The organism is Zunongwangia mangrovi, from assembly GCF_900112105.1.
Classification (GTDB): Bacteria; Bacteroidota; Bacteroidia; order Flavobacteriales; family Flavobacteriaceae; genus Zunongwangia; species Zunongwangia mangrovi.
Window position 1 is genome coordinate 40,448 of sequence record NZ_FOKV01000003.1, and the last position, 18,176, is coordinate 58,623.

General features: G+C 34.1%; 14 protein-coding genes. 5 read left to right on the plus strand and 9 right to left on the minus strand.

Annotated features, from left to right (window positions below; all coding sequences use genetic code 11):
* Window positions 1–38: 38 nt before the first annotated feature.
* Together BM201_RS08450 and BM201_RS08455 are read left to right on the plus strand one after the other, a co-directional pair.
* Complete coding sequence (locus BM201_RS08450) at window positions 39–977, plus strand: PorP/SprF family type IX secretion system membrane protein (RefSeq protein ID WP_092541601.1); 939 nt, start codon at window positions 39–41, stop codon at window positions 975–977.
* A gap of 12 nt (window positions 978–989) precedes the next feature.
* Window positions 990–2,915: an OmpA family protein gene (locus BM201_RS08455; RefSeq protein WP_092541603.1), complete on the plus strand. Its 1,926-nt coding sequence runs from the start codon at window positions 990–992 to the stop codon at window positions 2,913–2,915.
* Window positions 2,916–3,124: 209 nt separating this feature from the next.
* Here the strand turns inward: BM201_RS08455 and BM201_RS08460 are convergent, their stop codons facing one another.
* Window positions 3,125–4,504, minus strand: coding sequence for a C1 family peptidase (locus BM201_RS08460; RefSeq protein ID WP_092541605.1), 1,380 nt, complete (start codon window positions 4,502–4,504; stop codon window positions 3,125–3,127).
* A gap of 263 nt (window positions 4,505–4,767) precedes the next feature.
* Window positions 4,768–4,974, minus strand: coding sequence for a hypothetical protein (locus BM201_RS08465; protein ID WP_139219171.1), 207 nt, complete (start codon window positions 4,972–4,974; stop codon window positions 4,768–4,770).
* 440 nt (window positions 4,975–5,414) lie between these two features.
* Here BM201_RS08465 and BM201_RS08470 point away from each other — a divergent pair, with 440 nt between their 5' ends.
* The gene (locus BM201_RS08470) at window positions 5,415–6,386 is read left to right on the plus strand and encodes a hypothetical protein (RefSeq protein ID WP_092541609.1); all 972 of its coding nucleotides are present in this window, start codon (window positions 5,415–5,417) and stop codon (window positions 6,384–6,386) included.
* Window positions 6,387–6,432: 46 nt separating this feature from the next.
* Here BM201_RS08470 and BM201_RS08475 read toward each other — a convergent pair whose 3' ends face one another.
* The 6 genes from BM201_RS08475 to BM201_RS08505 all read right to left on the minus strand — a co-directional run bounded on the left by BM201_RS08475 (window position 6,433) and on the right by BM201_RS08505 (window position 13,263).
* Complete coding sequence (locus tag BM201_RS08475; protein ID WP_092541611.1) at window positions 6,433–7,665, minus strand: MFS transporter; 1,233 nt, start codon at window positions 7,663–7,665, stop codon at window positions 6,433–6,435.
* 409 nt (window positions 7,666–8,074) lie between these two features.
* The gene (locus BM201_RS08485) at window positions 8,075–8,227 is read right to left on the minus strand and encodes an SsrA-binding protein (protein ID WP_092541613.1); all 153 of its coding nucleotides are present in this window, start codon (window positions 8,225–8,227) and stop codon (window positions 8,075–8,077) included.
* Between the two features lie 162 nt (window positions 8,228–8,389).
* On the minus strand, window positions 8,390–10,570 hold the full coding sequence (locus BM201_RS08490) for a M56 family metallopeptidase (RefSeq protein WP_092541615.1): 2,181 nt from the start codon (window positions 10,568–10,570) through the stop codon (window positions 8,390–8,392).
* 13 nt (window positions 10,571–10,583) lie between these two features.
* Window positions 10,584–11,822 (minus strand): M56 family metallopeptidase, encoded by a 1,239-nt coding sequence (locus BM201_RS08495; RefSeq protein WP_092541617.1) that lies wholly within the window; start codon window positions 11,820–11,822, stop codon window positions 10,584–10,586.
* 3 nt (window positions 11,823–11,825) lie between these two features.
* Window positions 11,826–12,191: a BlaI/MecI/CopY family transcriptional regulator gene (locus BM201_RS08500; RefSeq protein ID WP_092541619.1), complete on the minus strand. Its 366-nt coding sequence runs from the start codon at window positions 12,189–12,191 to the stop codon at window positions 11,826–11,828.
* A gap of 76 nt (window positions 12,192–12,267) precedes the next feature.
* Entirely contained in the window at window positions 12,268–13,263 is a 996-nt protein-coding gene (locus BM201_RS08505; protein WP_092541621.1) for a carboxypeptidase-like regulatory domain-containing protein, read from the minus strand.
* Between the two features lie 114 nt (window positions 13,264–13,377).
* Between BM201_RS08505 and BM201_RS08510 the strand changes: the two genes are divergently transcribed.
* Entirely contained in the window at window positions 13,378–14,325 is a 948-nt protein-coding gene (locus tag BM201_RS08510) for a calcium/sodium antiporter (RefSeq protein WP_092541623.1), read from the plus strand.
* A 340-nt stretch (window positions 14,326–14,665) separates the two neighbouring features.
* On the opposite strand, the gene BM201_RS08515 is transcribed toward BM201_RS08510, so the two are convergent.
* Window positions 14,666–15,676, minus strand: a complete 1,011-nt coding sequence (locus BM201_RS08515; RefSeq protein ID WP_092541625.1) for a glutamine synthetase beta-grasp domain-containing protein — start codon at window positions 15,674–15,676, stop codon at window positions 14,666–14,668.
* Between the two features lie 224 nt (window positions 15,677–15,900).
* Here BM201_RS08515 and BM201_RS08520 point away from each other — a divergent pair, with 224 nt between their 5' ends.
* Window positions 15,901–18,087 carry a glutamine synthetase III family protein gene (locus BM201_RS08520; RefSeq protein WP_092541627.1) on the plus strand — a complete coding sequence of 729 codons (2,187 nt, stop codon included), beginning with the start codon at window positions 15,901–15,903 and terminating at the stop codon, window positions 18,085–18,087.
* Window positions 18,088–18,176 lie beyond the last annotated feature (89 nt).

The following is an 18,176-nucleotide window of genomic DNA, read 5'->3' on the forward strand; positions in this document are numbered from 1 at the left end:
AGATAAAATTAAATCTTAACTGAGAAAAAATTAAAATTATGAATACAGCTTATATATATAGAAATTTAAAAGCCTGCTTAGTTCTTCTAATCTTAATAATAACTAAAGTGGCTAACGCGCAGCAAGATCCGCATTATACACAATATATGTGCAATACGATGTCTATAAATCCTGCCTATGCAGGAAGTACAGGAAGCTTGCAGGCATTGCTGCTTTATCGTAGTCAATGGGTTGGGGTAGATGGAGCTCCTGAAACTCAAAATTTTAGTGTGCATAGTCCGCTTCGTAATGAAAAAATGGGACTGGGATTAAATATTGTAAATGATGAGCTTGGTCCATCCAGTGAAGTTTTTGCAGATGTAAATTTTTCATATACCATTCAGACCGGGTATTACACAAAGCTCGCCCTAGGAGTTAAGGGTGGTGCCCGGCTTTTGAATGTAGATTGGAGCAAAGGTCGTTTTTACGATCCAGAAGATGTGCTTTTAAACACCAATATTGATAGTAGGATTATGCCATCTGTTGGTGCCGGCGCTTATTGGTATTCAGACCGTTGGTATATTGGTGCATCCGTTCCAAATTTTTTAAGATCAGATTATTATGATGATATCGAAGAGTCTGTACTTTCAGATCGCTTGCACTACTTCATAATGGGGGGCTATGTATTTGATATCAACCGAAATCTGAAATTGAAGCCTGCCTTTTTAGTAAAAGCTGTTAGCGGTGCGCCAGTCTCAGTAGATGTTTCGGCCAATGTTTTATTACAGGAATTCCTGAATTTAGGAGTAGCCTATCGATGGGAAGATTCGGTAAGCTTTTTAGCAGGCTTCCAAATCTCAAGAAGCTTATTTGTTGGATATTCTTTTGATTACACCACAACAGATTTTAATAAATATAATGATGGTACCCACGAGATTTTATTGCGCTTTGATCTCCTAAAAGGGAATAATAAAATTAAATCCCCTCGATTTTTCTAATTCACTTTTGTTATGAAAAACTACATTTTACTATTGTTTTTTTTGAGTTTGGGAGTTACGCTACATGCGCAACGTTTAAAGCATGCCAATCAATTATTTGAGGAAATGAATTATATAGAGGCCGCAAAAGTCTATGATGATTATCTGGCCAAAGCCGATGAAAGAGAAATTGAAACCTTGAAAAAAGCCGGGGATGCTCACTATTTAATTAGTGAGATCTCGCAGGCTTTAAAATGGTATACTGAATTGTATAGCATTCAGGGAGAAGCGATGGAAGATGACTATATGTTTAAATATATCCAAAGTTTACGCGGAGTTCAGGATTATAAAAAAGCAGATGAACTTGCTGAAGTTTATTTAAAACGAAACAATAATCCCATGCTTATCGATCGTTTTATGGAGCAAAAAAAGGAGTTATGGGGTATGCAGGAAGGTAACTCTGGCTATCTGCTCTATAATTTGTCCACAAATAGCGAGAATTCAGATTTTGGGCCGGCATTTTATGGCGATCAGTTAGTATATTCTTCTAGTAAAAAGAATAATGAAAAAGGCAATAAAATTTATGTATGGAACCAACAGCCTTTTTTAAACCTGTACATCGCAGATCGCACTAAAAATAATGGCGAACTTGTAAATGAAAAATTATTTATGGAAGGCCTTGCTTCCCGTTATCATGATGCCACCATTGCATTTTCCAAAGATTTAGATACCATATATTACACCTCTAATATGAGCAAAAACAACAAGCTGTTTAATAATGCAGATGGTGTAAATAATTTCCATGTAATGCGTGGACTTATAAAAGAAGGTGAGATTAGCGATGTAGAAGACCTAGTTTTTAACAGTAAAGACTATTCGGTTGGACATCCGGCGCTTAGCGGAGATGGAAAATACCTGTTTTTTGTCTCCGATATGCCGGGTGGATTTGGTGATACCGATATCTATGTGGTTCAGTTAAATCCCGATGGGAGTATGACGCAGCCCAAAAACCTGGGGCCAGAAATTAATACTGAAGGTCGAGAAATGTTCCCGTATTACCAGGATGATGTTTTGTATTTTTCTTCAGATGGACATTATGGTTTAGGCGGATTGGATATTTTTCAGGCTAAAAATTTAGGAGATTTTCGTTTTAGTGTTCCGCAGAATTTAGGAAAACCTATTAATAGCAGTAAAGATGATTTTTCTTATATCATTGCTGAAAATCAGGAAGACGGTTATATGTCCTCTAACCGAAGTATGGGCAAAGGCGATGATGATATTTATTATTTTACACGTTCCTGTTATCAATTCGTAGCGGGAAAAGTATTGGATTCATTTACCAAAAAACCTTTAAAAAATGCGGCTATAATTATCAAAGATCAATTTGATGCCAAAATAAAAACAGTAACCACAGATAGCCAGGGAATGTATGTAGCGCAGGTTCCCTGTAATGATGAGTTTTTATTTACTGCGGAAAAAAATAACTACTCAAAAGCTACAAAATCGATTACTACAGAAAATGTTCATCGTGATACCATAAGTGGGGTTAACTTTTTACTGTCTGCTTACCAGGATCTGGTAGAGACCGATGGTGATGAGGAGAAAATAAAGATCGATCTTATATTTTTTGAATTTAATCAATACGATATACGGCCAAAAGCGGCAAAACAGCTGGATCATATTGTTTATGTGATGCAAAGTTTTCCTGAAATGAAAATAAAGATCGAATCGCATACCGATTCCCGAGGCAGTGATACCTATAATTTAATTTTGTCTCAAAATCGTGCAAAATCGACTAAAGAGTATCTAATCTCACAAGGAATAGCAGAAAACCGAGTTGTAAGCATCAAAGGCTACGGGGAAATTGAAATCCTAAACCGCTGCACCAACGGGGTCGATTGCTCTGACGAAGAACATGAAGAAAACCGCCGCTCAAATTTTATTGTGGTGGAGAGGTAGGAGGATTAACCTAAACATATATAATTGTTTAAATTATAAAGCCTCTATTCAGGACGGGTCAGAATGTGTGGTAACGGCTTGTATAAGAATAGTAGCCGACTAAAGAACTCAAATGTTTTAAATTACAATTGAGTTACATGTGGGCTACAATGCTCAAAATCACCACTATTCCGGCTATTATTTTTATACTTTGTTGGCATTAGTTTTTTCTATAGAGAGACAGTAAAAGGTATTAATTGGCCTATCCTCATTGGGAAATTATCAATAAACAAAACTGGTTCAGCAAACAAATAGGATATTCTTTCCTGATATTTTGGGCCAAATGGTGTCTGAATGTATTGTCCTCTAGGAACATTTAAAGTTGAATAAGGAATCGCTGCCCAAAAGGTGGTGTTAGTAGTTTGATTAGGGGTTAAGTTCAGAATTGGTGTACCAGTCGCGGCTTGTCCATTTGGCAAAGCATAATTATAGTTATTACTGCCAATCGGCATTCCTTTTACCCCTCCATTGTTAACATAAAAATTAATAACAATTTGAACATTTCTGCCGATGTTAGCTGGTAATGATATTGTTCCATTAAATCCCATTTGCCTCATATTTGGTGGTACTCCAGGACTGTTAAAATTATTTTGATGTGTTACATTCGTTATTAAAAAATTTAATCCAATGTTATTTATATCATTATTATTCAGTTCATTGGAGGTAGTAGTAATATATTCAGGTGTTTCTTCTTCTTCATCATTTTCTTTATATTTAGGCTTTATTATGTAAGCTTCTTGTACAATTTGATTTACAATGTTGTAACTAATCCATCCATACCCTTTATTACCCCAATTTTGTCCCCAAGAATTAACGAACTTAAAAGCATTTTTAGAGTCGTCATACCCAACAATTAAAATAGCATGACCCATTAGATTATTTACTTGACCAATAGAATTCCACACGTAATCATATCCTGAAAAATTAAATCCTGAATTATAATAAGATTGGTCAAAAATTGACGCAACAATTACAGGGTTTTTGCTTATTAATTCAGCTTTAATACTGGTCAAAGCATCCGAAAGGTTAAGTCGTCTATAAGTTTCTATCTTAAATTTTTGAGCTTCTGCTTCTTGACTTGAGTTAGGTTGCGAAATCCAGTCATTAGGGGCGAACGGCATTGAACTGTATGTACACGCTCCTTCATTGATTAGAATTCTGAAAGCATCTTCAAAATAAGTCCCTTTGTTTTGTCCATTGTTAATTTGATTGTAAACATATGATGGAGATAGAATATTGTCATAGTTTATTGCCCCATTGCTATAATATGGTTTATTCCTAATGCCCTTCTCATAATATGAGAGACAGGAGTAGGTGGTGGCCCATGCTACACAAGAATTTTGTGGGTTTTGATTTCCAACAGGCGGTAAATCTGATGATAAGTCTATTCTATTGGGAACTTCTCCAGCACCAAAAGGCAAAGAAGCAACGCCTATTTGCTCGTACTTATCTTTATCTGTAAATAATAAACCTGTATGATTATTGTCTTGCGAGTAAACATTAGCAAGCCCAATTAATCCCAGTAGTATTATTAAATGTATTTTCTTCATTGATTTACGTTTTAATTAATGCCAACTGGTTATATGGATAACTTTATTGTGTATAATTGTGTCTATACCTGGATATCAATACTTCCCGAAAATTACAAAACCTTACTAATCAATAAAATACCTGCTCGTAGGTATTTTATTGATTGTTAATTGAATATATTTGATGAAAGTTTTTGAAGGAATAACGACTTCGTATAAAAATCTAAAAAATATAATATATGAGGAAGATTCTGTTTAAATGCTACTTAAACCCAGCCTCAATCTCATCTTTTACTTTCTAAAATTACATCCAGATCTTGCATTAGCGGTAAATAATTACCTTGCTCTGTTCCGTAGCTGGTAAGAATAAACATCAGTATATTATTTTCAAATTCTGTAGAGTTAAGGAGCGGTAAGTTATTGATGCCTTTGTCTTTCTTGCGGTAAGCACAGGTCGTCGTAAAATCCGGTTTGTTCAAGAATGGTTTCAAGGCTGCTTTTTTAGATACTAGCAAAGTTTCCTGTTTACGGCTCAGTTTACAGAAATATTTTAGGCTAAGATTCGATATTCTTTTTATAGAATCTGACCTTTGTATATTTTCTATTAGCTAAAAGTGAAGCTATTCAGATTCTAATTTTCAAAAAGAATAATGGACTAACAGTTCAGCAAATTTAATTTCATCTTTTTTTCATTTGCCGTACAATACCCGATATCAGGTATATTTTTGAAGTTTTAGATCTTAAGAAAACATACCAAAAACGACCACTATTGATTAATACTTAGAGTAGAAATTTTAAAAATGGATTTTGTTTTAGGATTTTATATGAATTAGTTTTAGATTTATGGAAATCAATTTGTTAGGAAATATTTCCCTGCATCATGCCTAAAAAGTTTTAAAGTAATTCATTCAATCATCTAATTTCGATCATCATGAAGACAAAAATCCTTTTCATTTTCATCGCTTTTTCCTTTTTCAATCTTAATGCGCAACAATCAGATCTTAGTGCTAATAAGATCATGATAAAAATTTATAAAAATTACCAGAAAAATCAACCTGAAGAAACACACATGGCCAAAACTTATTCGGCGGAATTGATAAGGTTGAATAACGATCCTGTAGTCTTAAATGAAAGTATTGGTTATTCGATCTATTTGGGGCAAAAAAGAAATACTGCAGTGTACTCAGATTATAAATTTGTGCCTAAAAATTCAAGAATTTCAACACCTAAGGCTGAATTCGAAAAGTGGATCGAGAAAGAAACAAATATCAGTATTATAGGATTATCTACCGGAATTCACCAATATCGTGTGTTTCAGGAATTAGGCCCTATTTCAAAGAAAAAACACAATGTATTTAAATATAATATCGAGAAGATCACTAAAGAGAATGAAGCGATCGTTCATTTTGTAAATGATCATTTTGAAGGAGAGTTAACTGTAGATCTAAACGATTATTCTATCAAAAATGCGAGTTATACGACTAAAAAATTATATAGTATGACACTAAACCGTTATGTTGAAGGTGATGTGGAACTATATTTTAAAAATTCATCTCGATTATCTAAAATATCATCGAAGTATAAATATAAGGAAATGGATTATGAGAATAATCTGATGGTTTTGGAGCAAAAATTGGAGGATTTTGAGATCTCTTCCAATGAATATTGGGCATTTAATTTGTACAGTCAAAATCCTTTTGTGATCTATAATGAAACCGAATGGAAAAAATATGAAAACATACTATCGAAATTCGATAATTTAGATGCGAATTTTTATGCTTCAGCTAGAGCAGAATTAAAAAATAGTCTCAGTGAAAATTCGGGTAAGTGGTTAACTTCAGAATCTAATCAGTTAAAACTTGCTTATCATAAAATAAGGTCTTTAGAGCTACAATTCGATTAGTTTTATGCCTAAAATACGATTTTGCTATTCCTTTCAGTGTAAAAAATTATACCGCAGAGTTTTGCAATTTCATTTTTCTTCGATGGTTTTTCAGAATTAAAAAAGTAGCGTAAAAAATCACCAAAACCAGCGGAATACCAACTCCTAAATATCGCAAAGACATATCAAAAGTGTTTGCAATTTCTCCGGAAGAAGAGATCGCAAAACTTACGATGGAAGTGATGATATAAAGGAGTCCGCCAATTAATCCTCCGGCAATCCCGGCATTACTGGGGAAATAGATCATATTCTGTGTAAAATAGTTGGTAAAAATAAAACCAGAAACGATATGAATTAAAAAGGCAAATCCTACTAAAAGATATAATTGATCTAATTGAACGGCAGCGATTACAAATAGAATTAACAAAAGAATTTGTGCAAAGGCCGATATTCGTAATTTTTGAGGAAAATTTTTTTTCGAAAAAGTTTTGCTTAAAATTCCGCCAATCATCCAAGAAATTCCCAGGATAAGTGTACAATATCCTGTGGTAACGGCATTGAAACCAAAGTGATGCTCTACTACAAATGGGCCGGCAATATTGAATACCATTACGGTAGAGTAGGCAAGCCCTAAGATTAAAATTCCAAAAACAAAGGCCTTATTTTTCAGCATAATGGCGTAAAGCATAGAAGTTTTCTTCAGGTTGAATTTCTTCACGTTTCTTATTGTTTCGCCACTTAACAATAATTCAGCAAAAAATAGAATTCCGGCGTAAATAGCGAGGAAGTAAAAATTAGCCTGCCAATTAAATAAACTTTCCAGATATCCGCCAAGAAAAGGCGCGATTATTGGTCCGCAAGACCACACAATGGTGAAAAAGCTTAAAAAATGCTTTCGTTTTTCTTCATCATAAACATCTACAAAATAGGCGCGTTTAGCAACTACGATAAAAGAAGTGCCCAATCCCTGTACGATTCGCCAAAAACAGATAAGCCAAACCTGCTCTGTCCAGGTAATGGCAAGACTACTTATAACTAAAGCCACTAAGGAAAATAAAACGGGTTTATAACGCCCAAGACTATCTAAAATGCTCCCAACAAATAGCTGTGCAAAACCATAACTTAAAAAGAAACAAGTTAAGGTAAGCTGAATACTTTTTTCTGAAACCGAAAGATTTTGTGCCATCGAGGGGAAGGAAGGTAAATAAATATCGGTCATAAATCCTGAAAGTGGAATCGTAAAGAAAGTGACTATGGTAGCAATTTGCTTTTGTTTTTCTGAGGCTTGGCTTAAATGCATTGGTTGGGGATTAAGAATGCGGTAAATATCAGATTAATTTTTGGGAGGTAAGTCGGAATATTTTAGTGAGACTTTCAGTATTTGAAAAATTCATATTAATTTATTTACGGCTCTCCTGTAATTATTTTTATGCTAAAAACGGAGCCGGTTCAAAAATCCAAAATTTTTATAAAATACACCTATGACAACGATTCGCCAGCTTGGAGGCAAAGTAAAGTAATATGGTAGCTAATCTGTTAATTACAATGGCTATTTTGCAAATCGATAGCAAAAACTTAATAGATTATCCCACTTTCTTTGGCGGCAATAGAAAAAAGGAAAAGAAATATTAGAAAGATATTCGAAATTGAAGAATCTGGAGATAAACCACTCCTGGATAAAGCTGTAGAGTATGATTTTCTTTAATAGGTTAATCTAAAGAGTTTTTGGTTACCCAGGTTTTCCAGCCGATTATCGCCATTTGTACTTTGCTGGCCTTAGCTAAATCTAATTGCTTTTTTGAATAACTTGGCAATAATTTCCTGTTTAATTTTGCTAAAGATTTAAACAACTTCTTTTTCATTTTGGTTAGTTTATTTCAAATATATTAAAATATTGACTTTCAATAAAAAAGAAGCTATTTTTATAAATTACTCGATAATCGAGATTTAATGTTCCGAGGCTTAGCTCGGTACAAAGATGATTTTCAAAAAATGCCTCACTAGCTTACTTGTTCTAAGGTAGTTTACTTACCAGGTTTTTGATTAGTGATCTTAAAGTCATCATTTTCAGTATCCATAACCATATAAATAGTTTCTACATGATCACTGCTGTTCGAAGCGCTGTAGGTAACATTCCATGAGGATGAACTAGAATGTCTGGCTTTCATTTTAACAGTATCGATTAGCCCTTCATCATTTCTATGCAGTTTTTTAATATCTACATCAACATCGTATGCTTTTTTAATCTTCTTGATCATATTATTAATAGCGGCATCAGTTTCGTTAGGATTAATCGTATACACAAAAACTTTAGAAGTCTTTTGTGTTGGGATGTCACCTTTATAGTCATTGGTGTAAATTTCCACTACACCATACTTAGCTTGCTTATTTTTGTATTTAGTAGTTGCGCTTTTATCTTTTAAGATATAAATCGCTTTGATATCTTTAGGAACCAATTTTTCAAATTCTTTTATTGAAATCACTTCACCGTTTAGCACATAAAGTGGTTTATATGCCTGGCTGGAATCGCTGATTCTAAAGACCTTTACAGAATCTGTTGTTTTTTGATTATTATGCCTAGTTAAATTAGAGCTTTTAACCTTAGTCGTGTAAATTTTTACACCATATTTAGAAGCTCGGGCACCATATAGAGCAGTCGCTTTGGCTCCTTTTAAATAAGTAATATTTTCAATGTTCTCTTTTCCGAAATGATTCAGAAATGTTCTGTCTTTTTGAATAATTCCGTTTAGAATAAAAAGAGTATCATTCGATTTTATTGGCGACGAGAAATTAACTATTCTATTCAAATATCTTTTTTGGCTAGGTTTTTTCTCTTTCCCTTTTTTTTCTTCGGAAGAAGTTTCTGCTTTATGCGTTGTCTTTACTGAACTCGCCTCTTTTTTCAATGTTAAGATTTCAGGTTTTTTGGCTGAAGTGATCGTTAAAAATTGAAGTTCAACTGCTTCTTCCCGTTTATCCAGGTTTTTATAAAATTCCTGAAGATCATCTATAAGTTCAGTTTTAGATAATAACACAGCACCATCTTTCGCATGTTCACCATACTGCTGTTTTGCAGTGGCCGGTTTCATAATATTTACCGCTTTAAAAGTGATCGCTTTTCCTTCAATTTCAGACTTTGTATAACTTTTATCGTCTAGAATATAAAGTGGTTTTTCGCCTAGAACATCAAAAGCTTTAGATCGAATTGGTAATTTTTGATCATCATTTTTAGCTGCTTCTGTGTCTTCTTCTGCATCTTCTTCAAAACTCACATTACCTAAAACACTTGTATTTTTTACAGTATCCTGAGCAGATCTTTCTTTATTAGAAGAATCTAAGACGATACTTTCTGTCTTTAAATTAAAACTATACAAAAACAGGCATAAGAACGGAACAACTAATAACGTTTTCCACGGTGTGTTTTTCTTTTTCGATTTGTTAAGCATGATGATTCTTTTTTTAATAAATGATTGATAAAATTGATTAGTCATTGCGGGCTGTAAACCAACAGTGGCCATAACTAAAGCTTTTTGATACTCTTTTTTACTCGGGATATTGGCTACAGCATCTTGATCTGCTAAGAACTCCAGGTTTTGTACCACTACTTTTTTATAAAGCCAGATAAATGGGTTAAACCAAAAAACAACACAAAGTAGTGATGTGAAAATAACATCTAAAGAGTGCCATTGCTTCGCGTGTATTTGCTCATGCTTCAGGATTAATTTTAGATCTTTTTCGTTATGTTTTTTGGGATTAAAAACGATGTGTTTAAAGAAGGAAAATGGTTTAATATCCTTAGAAGTTCTAACCAATTTTAAAGTTTTAAAGCGTTTTTTTTCTCCAGAATTAATGATTCTCTGCAGGCTATATAGCTGAAGTAAAAATTTAAAACTCATCACCGCCAGCCCTAATAAATACAAATAAAAACCAATCTGCCACCAATCTGTAGGCTCTTCGATCATCATATTTTCCTGTGGAGAAAATTCAGTAAAAGCAACATAGGGTGCATTGCTGGCTTGCAGTTCTACATATTCTTTTTGTGTAAAGTAGATAGAGGGCAAGACCAGGGAGCTTACAAGACCAATAATTAAAAACTTACGGTTTTGTATAAAACTAGTTTCTTTTTTCAGCAAAATGAAGTAAGCGAAATAAAATAATCCGATTAATGCAGAGGATTTTAAAAGATAGATAAGTAAGTCTTGCATAATAATTTGTAATTTAATTCTTGGTCCTTATAAAAGCCGCGTTAGTGTCTTTAGAGATTTCAATTTTGTGTGAAGGATCCATTTTCAGGATTAATTTGTGATCTTTAAAGCTGATATAGTTAGAGAACTCTGTTTTTTTAGACTGATTTTCCATTGATAAACTTTGTACAAAACCAGTATCGCCAGGAAACTTTCTGCTTATGGTAAATTCATTTAATTTTCCGTTTAAGTATGAAACATCCGAGATCTTTAAAGTAACAGAATCCTTATAAAAGTGGTTAAACATCGAAACCTTGCTTTGCAGTTCTTGTTCATTGGTATCCCGATTAAAATAGAATGAAAATTCGGCATTTTCGTCTAACTTTTCCACTTCATCTACATTACAACTATAAAAGATAACACTTAAACATGGTATTAAAAAGCTTAATTTTAATAGATGTAATTTACTGGAAGATTTTTTATTAAGCATGATGATTCGTTTTTTGATTGATGAATGATTAAAAGAAAGAATAGGCATTTTTTGATGCGGACTTAGTCCGGACGATAAAAGCTGATATTGGTAATTTTTGAGTTCGTTTTTTTGATCGAGAGCCCTGGTATTTTTAGTGACCTCATCATCAGTTATAAATTCAAGATTATCTGTAATTCTGGTTTTTAAAAAATAGATCAGCGGATTAAACCATAAAAAACATTGCACCAGATTTACAAAAATAACATCCAGGCTATGAAACTGTTGTGCATGGATCAACTCGTGCCTTAACACATAACTTTTTGTGGTTTTTTCTGAAGTTTTATTCAGAAAGATATAGTTGAAAAACGAAAATGATCGCTGATTTTCAGGAGCTTGTTTTATTTTAACGCCTTTTATTACTGAGATATTTTCTGCAGCATCAATTAGTCTTTTCAGCTGAAATGCTTGAAAAAGAAATCGGCCAAAAAAGCCAAAACTAATTAAGAGATAAATTGAAATAATAATTGTTTCAATATTTATCGAATCTCGGCTACTAATATTGGATAAATTTTGCTGAAGTTCTTCAGTATTATATTTACCGAGTTCCAAAAATTCAGTTGGCTGTAATTCAATTAAAATTCTATAATGAAATAGTGGTAAAAGGAGACTAATAATAATGCCGAAGAGTAAATAAAATCTGGAAAACTTAAAGAATTTGGAATTTTTGAGAAATAACTCATAGCCGGCAAAAAATACTGCCAGTACTAAGAAATTCTCGATGATGTAATTCCAATATTCCACGTTTTAGTCTTCTTTTTTATTTTCGATGATCTCTAGGATTTCTCTAAGTTCTTTAGCGCTAATTTTTTCTTCTTTTGCAAAAAAGGAAACCACACTTTTATAACTATTATCAAAGAAACGTTTGGTTGCCATATTCATAAACTGTTTGCGATAAGCTTCTTTGGTAACTACCGGGTAATATTGATGTGTTTTCCCGTAGGCGATATGCGAAACATATTCTTTTTCCTCTAAATTTCTAACAATGGTAGAAACGGTGTTATAGTGTAATTTTTGTTCTTTAATATGCGGAATTATCTCTTTTACGAAAGCTTTCTCCAGCTTCCAGATAATTCGCATAATTTCTTCTTCCTTATTTGTTAATTTTTCCATGCTAAAATGATCTCAAATTAATGTTCGATAAATATAACGAAAAAAATAGTTGTTAAACTATATTCATAGTAAAAAATTATAATCCATAATTTAATGGTAAGAGATTAGCTATTCTGGATTGTCCCATAAATCCCGAAATGCTAAAGGCGCGCGTAGGAGTAAAGTTCCCAAATTCGTCAATATAAAATGGGTTTTTGTAAATGATAGCAGATTGTTGATTTTCGTAAAGAATGCTTAATTCTTCAGTAAGCATTTTTATTAAGGTAAAATCTTCTTTAGGCTGAATATCAAAATATTTATAGGGAGGTACTTCAAATCTTTCGTGAAAGATCCTGAGGTTATGCTCGGCAAGTTTTTTATTTGCGAGCGCTCGCATAAACTGAAGCAACGAGCCTTTAAACGTCTCTTCACGATGACTTAAAAAACGTCGTTTAGGTTTTTTCTTTAGTTCTTTAAAAAAACTACTGCCTTCATAAAAGGTAAAATCTACCAATTGAAGTCCGGAACTACCACTGCTGTATTTAACGGTAAAATCCATAAGCTCATATTCGATGATATAACCCAGGTATTTATTTTCGATAATAATTGGTTCGTTGGCAAAGGCGATCAGTTCACCCTTAGACGGACTATACTTAAGTTTTATAACCTCTTCATTTAAAATTTTAGATTTTGTAGCCGCTTCAGTTTTTCCTAAAAATTCTCTTCTGAAAACTCTTAGTTTATGTTCTCGTGTCCATGGATCGGTTTCTAAAACAACAGTTTCTAATTGATCGATACTTTCTTCTAAAAATACGATTGGGAAATTGTCGTCTTCAAAAACCGAAATGTTAGGAACAGTTCTGGTCGTATAACCAATAGATCTAAAAATAAGAGGTGAAATGTTTGAAGCGGTATTCTTAATTTTAAATAATCCTTTTTCATTACTAGTTGTTCCCAAGCTGGTGCCATCAAAATAAATAGATACTCCCTGCAATGCAGTAGAGTCTTTTGCACTCAATATTCGCCCTGTGTAAGTTTTCTGTGCACGTAGCGAAATGCTGAGTAATAAGAAAATGAAAACAAGATATTTCATAGTTGCAATATAACGATAATCTTAGTTTGTAAACTATTTTTGTAGTTTTTAATTCAGTATTTAAGAAATAGAATAGCTCTAAAGTTTAAGTTATATTCGCATAAAAATGCACGAATGGATATAGTTTACATACTTATTGGGTTGACATTATTGGTAGTAGGAGGTGAGTTTTTAGTGAGGTCTTCTGTGGCGTTGTCTTTTAAAATGAATATTTCCCGTATGGTAATTGGGTTAACAGTGGTTTCTTTTGCGACTTCTGCGCCAGAATTACTGGTGAGTTTGCAAGCAGCTTTAGATGGATTTTCTGATATTTCACTTGGTAATATTATGGGATCTAACATCGCAAATATTGGTTTGGTACTAGGAGTTACAGCGATGATTTCACCTATTGCAGTAGATCGTGATTTCTATAAATTTAACTGGCCGGTAATGATGGCCTTTTCTTTCGCTTTATTTTTCTTTTTACTGAATGGGGAAGATATAGATCGCCTTGAAGGTGGAGCCTTGGTTTTAGGGCTCGTACTTTATTTGCTGTTCTTAATTATACGAAGCCGTAAGGTTAAGGAGGAAGTGGTAGAAGAAGTAGATGATAGTTTAAAAGGGACATCCTGGTTTAAAATTATCATCTGGTTAATTATTGGTGGTGCCGCTTTATATGGAGGATCAGAATTGTTGGTAAATGGATCGGTTTCTTTAGCGAGGGATCTTGGTGTAAGCGAACGTGTGATTTCGGTAACGATGATCGCTATAGGAACAAGTATTCCAGAACTTGCTGCCTCTGTAATTGCAGCTTTAAAGAAGGAAAAAGCTTTGTCTTTTGGTAATTTAATAGGTTCTAATATTTTTAATATCGCTTCAGTTTTAGGGATCACGTCTTTAATTCAGCCTATTGTAATGCAATCTCAAGAAGTTTTAAGTAAGGATATTTACTGGATGATTGCGTTTTCATTCATATTAGTTCCGCTTGCCTTTATTCCGAAGAAATTCTTATTCAGCAGGATAAAAGGAGCTGTGATCTTAGCAGGTTATGCTGTATTTCTATATATCACTATTTTTAGGTAATCATTCTAGATTTTAGAGAATAGACTATAGAATATAGAGACAAGGGAATGGATGTGAGCAAATAAGAAGTTATCTATTGCTTTTAATTTTAATGTCTTGTTTAGTGGATTATTCACCTAGGGTCGTCAGAAAATTTGAAAAAGGTAGACTCTTGAAACGCCGCTGCAAGCAGCCCATTTGGTCATGATTTTATTGCAAAAACTATTTTCTATAAACACTACACTTCAGAAAAAAACCTGCTATCAAAAGACTAATTTCAGTATAATTAAATAGCATTCAATAAAAAAGGCGCCTCATGTGAAGCGCCTAATCTAAGATTGATTATAATCTAGCCTAAAGCTTATTCTGCATTTTTTACCGTCTTAATGATACGGCTTGCAATTTTGTAAGGATCACCATTAGAAGCTGGTCTTCTGTCTTCTAGCCATCCTTTCCATCCGCGCTCTACAGTTGCGATTGGAATACGAATCGATGCACCACGGTCTGAAATTCCGTAGCTAAAGTCGTGGATAGAAGCAGTTTCGTGCTTACCAGTTAAACGCATGTCGTTATCTGCGCCATAAACATCGATATGTTCTTTAACAACTGGACGGAAAGCTTCACATATTTTCTCGTAAGTTTCACGGTTTCCGGCATTTCTTAAAGTAGAGTTAGAGAAGTTGGCGTGCATACCACTACCATTCCAGTCTAATTCTCCTAGTGGTTTTGGATGAAGATCTATTGATACTCCGTATTGTTCTCCAATTCTTTCCAGTAAATATCTAGCAACCCAAATTTCGTCACCAGCAGCAGCAGCTCCTTTTGCGAAGATCTGGTATTCCCATTGTCCTGCAGCAACCTCACCGTTAATACCTTCTACATTTAATCCTGCTTCAAGACAAGCATCTAAATGCTCTTCTACGATAGCTCTACCGTAAGCATTACTTGCTCCAACAGAACAGTAGTAAGGTCCTTGTGGTCTTGGATATCCATTTGCTGGGAATCCTAGTGGTTTACCTGTTTCGTTATCGATTAGGAAGTATTCTTGCTCAAATCCAAACCAGAAATCATCATCCTCATCGTCTATAGTAGCTCTACCATTAGTTTCGTGTGGTGTGCTATCTGAATTAAGTACCTCGCACATTACAAGGTAACCATTCTTACGTTGTGGATCTGGACAAATAAATACTGGCTTTAGTAGGCAGTCAGAAGAGTTTCCTTCAGCTTGACCTGTTGAAGATCCATCGAAAGACCATACTTCACAGTCCTCAAGTTTTCCGGAAAAATCGGTAACTACTTTTGTTTTACCACGTAACTTCTGAGTCGGCTTGCTACCATCAAGCCAGATATACTCCAGTTTTGATTTGCTCATAATCTAATTCGGTTTTATAAAAAATTGAACGTCTAACGTTAACAAAAATATAATATTTTATATACAAAGTATATCTTTTGAGGGGTGATTTCGTAAGAATTTCTAATTTCTGAAATTTACCCCCTAAAATTTATGGGGTTTAGATTATTTGATGATTTTGAAGGTGTTCTACTGATAAATATTTAAATTTGAATACAAAATATTATTAATCATAACAGCTTAACATGTCAACACTTAGATTTAAGGCAATAGAAGAAACCTTTAACCGAAGATCTTTAAATATAGAAGAGGAAGGAAGACGCTCTTCGATTTTTGGTAGTAATGTCTTTAATGAGTCGGTGATGAAACAATATCTCACCAAAGAAGCCTATAGTAATGTGATGGATGCGATTAAAACCGGCGCAAAAATCAACAGAACTATTGCAGATCATATTTCTGCAGGAATGAAAGAATGGGCGATCAATAAAGGAGTAACCCATTACACGCACTGGTTTCAGCCTTTAACCGGGGCAACGGCCGAAAAACATGATGCTTTTTTTGAAACTATTGGGGAGGGTCTTGCTATAGAAAAATTTGGAGGCGGTTCTTTAGTACAACAAGAACCAGATGCGTCTAGTTTTCCTAATGGCGGAATTAGAAATACTTTTGAAGCTCGTGGTTATACAGCATGGGATCCTACATCACCAGCATTTATCTGGGGAACTACTTTATGTATTCCTACCGTTTTTGTTTCGTATACCGGTGAGGCTTTAGACTATAAAACTCCGCTTCTTCGTGCATTACAGGCGGTAGATCAGGCAGCGACAGACGTTGCAAAATATTTTGATAAAAATGTAACTAAAGTAAACGCTACTCTAGGTTGGGAGCAGGAGTATTTTTTAATAGATTCTGCTTTAGCTGCAACACGTCCAGATATTCAGTTAGCGGGGCGTACACTTTTAGGACACTCTCCTGCAAAAGGACAGCAGTTGGATGATCACTATTTTGGATCGATACCTTCTCGAGTTTTAGCCTATATGAGGGATTTAGAAATCGAATGTATGCGATTGGGGATTCCTGTAAAAACAAGACACAATGAAGTTGCTCCAAATCAATTTGAACTTGCACCAATTTTTGAAGAAGCCAATCTTGCTGTAGATCACAACTCCTTAATTATGGATGTGATGAACAAGGTTGCAGAGCGTCATCATTTTGTAGTACTAATGCACGAAAAACCATTTGCCGGAATTAATGGTAGTGGTAAACACAATAACTGGTCTTTGGGAACAGATACGGGAGTAAACCTTTTGTCTCCTGGAAAAACTCCTATGAAAAACCTTCAATTCTTAACTTTCTTTATCAACACGATAAAAGCGGTTTACGAGAATGAAGAGTTATTAAGAGCATCGATAGCAAGTGCATCTAACGATCATCGTTTAGGAGCAAATGAAGCACCGCCGGCAATTATTTCAGTATTTATTGGTAGTCAGTTAACTGCGGTTTTAGATGAACTTGAAAAAGTAACTTCAGGAAAATTATCTCCGCAGGAAAAAACAGATCTTAAATTGAATGTAGTTGGTAAGATTCCTGAAATCTTATTGGATAATACAGATCGTAATAGAACTTCACCTTTTGCATTTACCGGAAATAAATTTGAGTTTAGAGCAGTAGGATCTACCGCAAACTGTGCAAACCCAATGACGGTGCTAAATGCGATCATGGCAAAACAACTTAAAGAATTTAAAGTTGAAGTAGATAAATTGATCAAGAGCAAAAAGATGAAAAAAGACGATGCCATCTTTAATGTTCTTAGAGAATATATCAAGCAGAGCAAAAAGATTAGATTCGAGGGTGATGGCTATGGTGAAGCCTGGGAAAAAGAAGCAGCTAAACGAGGTTTAAGTAATAATAGAACTACTCCTGAAGCTCTTAAAGCCCAAATTTCTAAAAAAGCAGTGCAGCTTTACGGCGATCTTGGAGTAATGAATAAGATCGAGATCGAAGCACGTCACGAGATCGAGCTAGAAGAGTATACCATGCGTGTACAGATAGAAGGTCGAGTTTTAGGCGATATTGCTAGAAACCACGTAATCCCAACTGCTATTCGCTATCAAAATATTCTTATTAAGAATGTAACCGGATTAAAAAGTATTTACGGTGAAGATTATCAAAAACATGCAAAAGAACAACTTGATCTTATCGAGCGAGTTTCTACACATATTGCGGTAATTAATAGCAAGGTAAATGCAATGATCGACGCTAGAAAAGTAGCAAATAAGCTTGATGATCTTCAGCAAAAAGCAGAGTCTTACTGTAATGAAGTAAAACCTCATTTTGACGAGATTAGATATCACTGCGATAAATTAGAATTACTGGTAGATAATGAGCTTTGGCCATTAACTAAATACCGTGAATTATTGTTCACTAGATAATTTCTTTCAAAATTAAAGATTTTAGCCCTGTAACTTGCAGGGCTTTTTCTTTTTAGAAACTTCTTAAAGAATTTAAAACTGTTTATCTT

Excerpts from the sequence above, each read along its gene's own strand:
- BM201_RS08450 (WP_092541601.1), top strand. The coding sequence starts at position 39 with ATGAATACAGCTTATATATATAGAAATTTAAAAGCCTGCTTAGTTCTT.
- BM201_RS08455 (WP_092541603.1), top strand. The coding sequence starts at position 990 with ATGAAAAACTACATTTTACTATTGTTTTTTTTGAGTTTGGGAGTTACG.
- BM201_RS08460 (WP_092541605.1), bottom strand. The coding sequence starts at position 4,504 with ATGAAGAAAATACATTTAATAATACTACTGGGATTAATTGGGCTTGCT.
- BM201_RS08470 (WP_092541609.1), top strand. The coding sequence starts at position 5,415 with ATGAAGACAAAAATCCTTTTCATTTTCATCGCTTTTTCCTTTTTCAAT.
- BM201_RS08475 (WP_092541611.1), bottom strand. The coding sequence starts at position 7,665 with ATGCATTTAAGCCAAGCCTCAGAAAAACAAAAGCAAATTGCTACCATA.
- BM201_RS08485 (WP_092541613.1), bottom strand. The coding sequence starts at position 8,227 with ATGAAAAAGAAGTTGTTTAAATCTTTAGCAAAATTAAACAGGAAATTA.
- BM201_RS08490 (WP_092541615.1), bottom strand. The coding sequence starts at position 10,570 with ATGCAAGACTTACTTATCTATCTTTTAAAATCCTCTGCATTAATCGGA.
- BM201_RS08500 (WP_092541619.1), bottom strand. The coding sequence starts at position 12,191 with ATGGAAAAATTAACAAATAAGGAAGAAGAAATTATGCGAATTATCTGG.
- BM201_RS08505 (WP_092541621.1), bottom strand. The coding sequence starts at position 13,263 with ATGAAATATCTTGTTTTCATTTTCTTATTACTCAGCATTTCGCTACGT.
- BM201_RS08510 (WP_092541623.1), top strand. The coding sequence starts at position 13,378 with ATGGATATAGTTTACATACTTATTGGGTTGACATTATTGGTAGTAGGA.
- BM201_RS08515 (WP_092541625.1), bottom strand. The coding sequence starts at position 15,676 with ATGAGCAAATCAAAACTGGAGTATATCTGGCTTGATGGTAGCAAGCCG.
- BM201_RS08520 (WP_092541627.1), top strand. The coding sequence starts at position 15,901 with ATGTCAACACTTAGATTTAAGGCAATAGAAGAAACCTTTAACCGAAGA.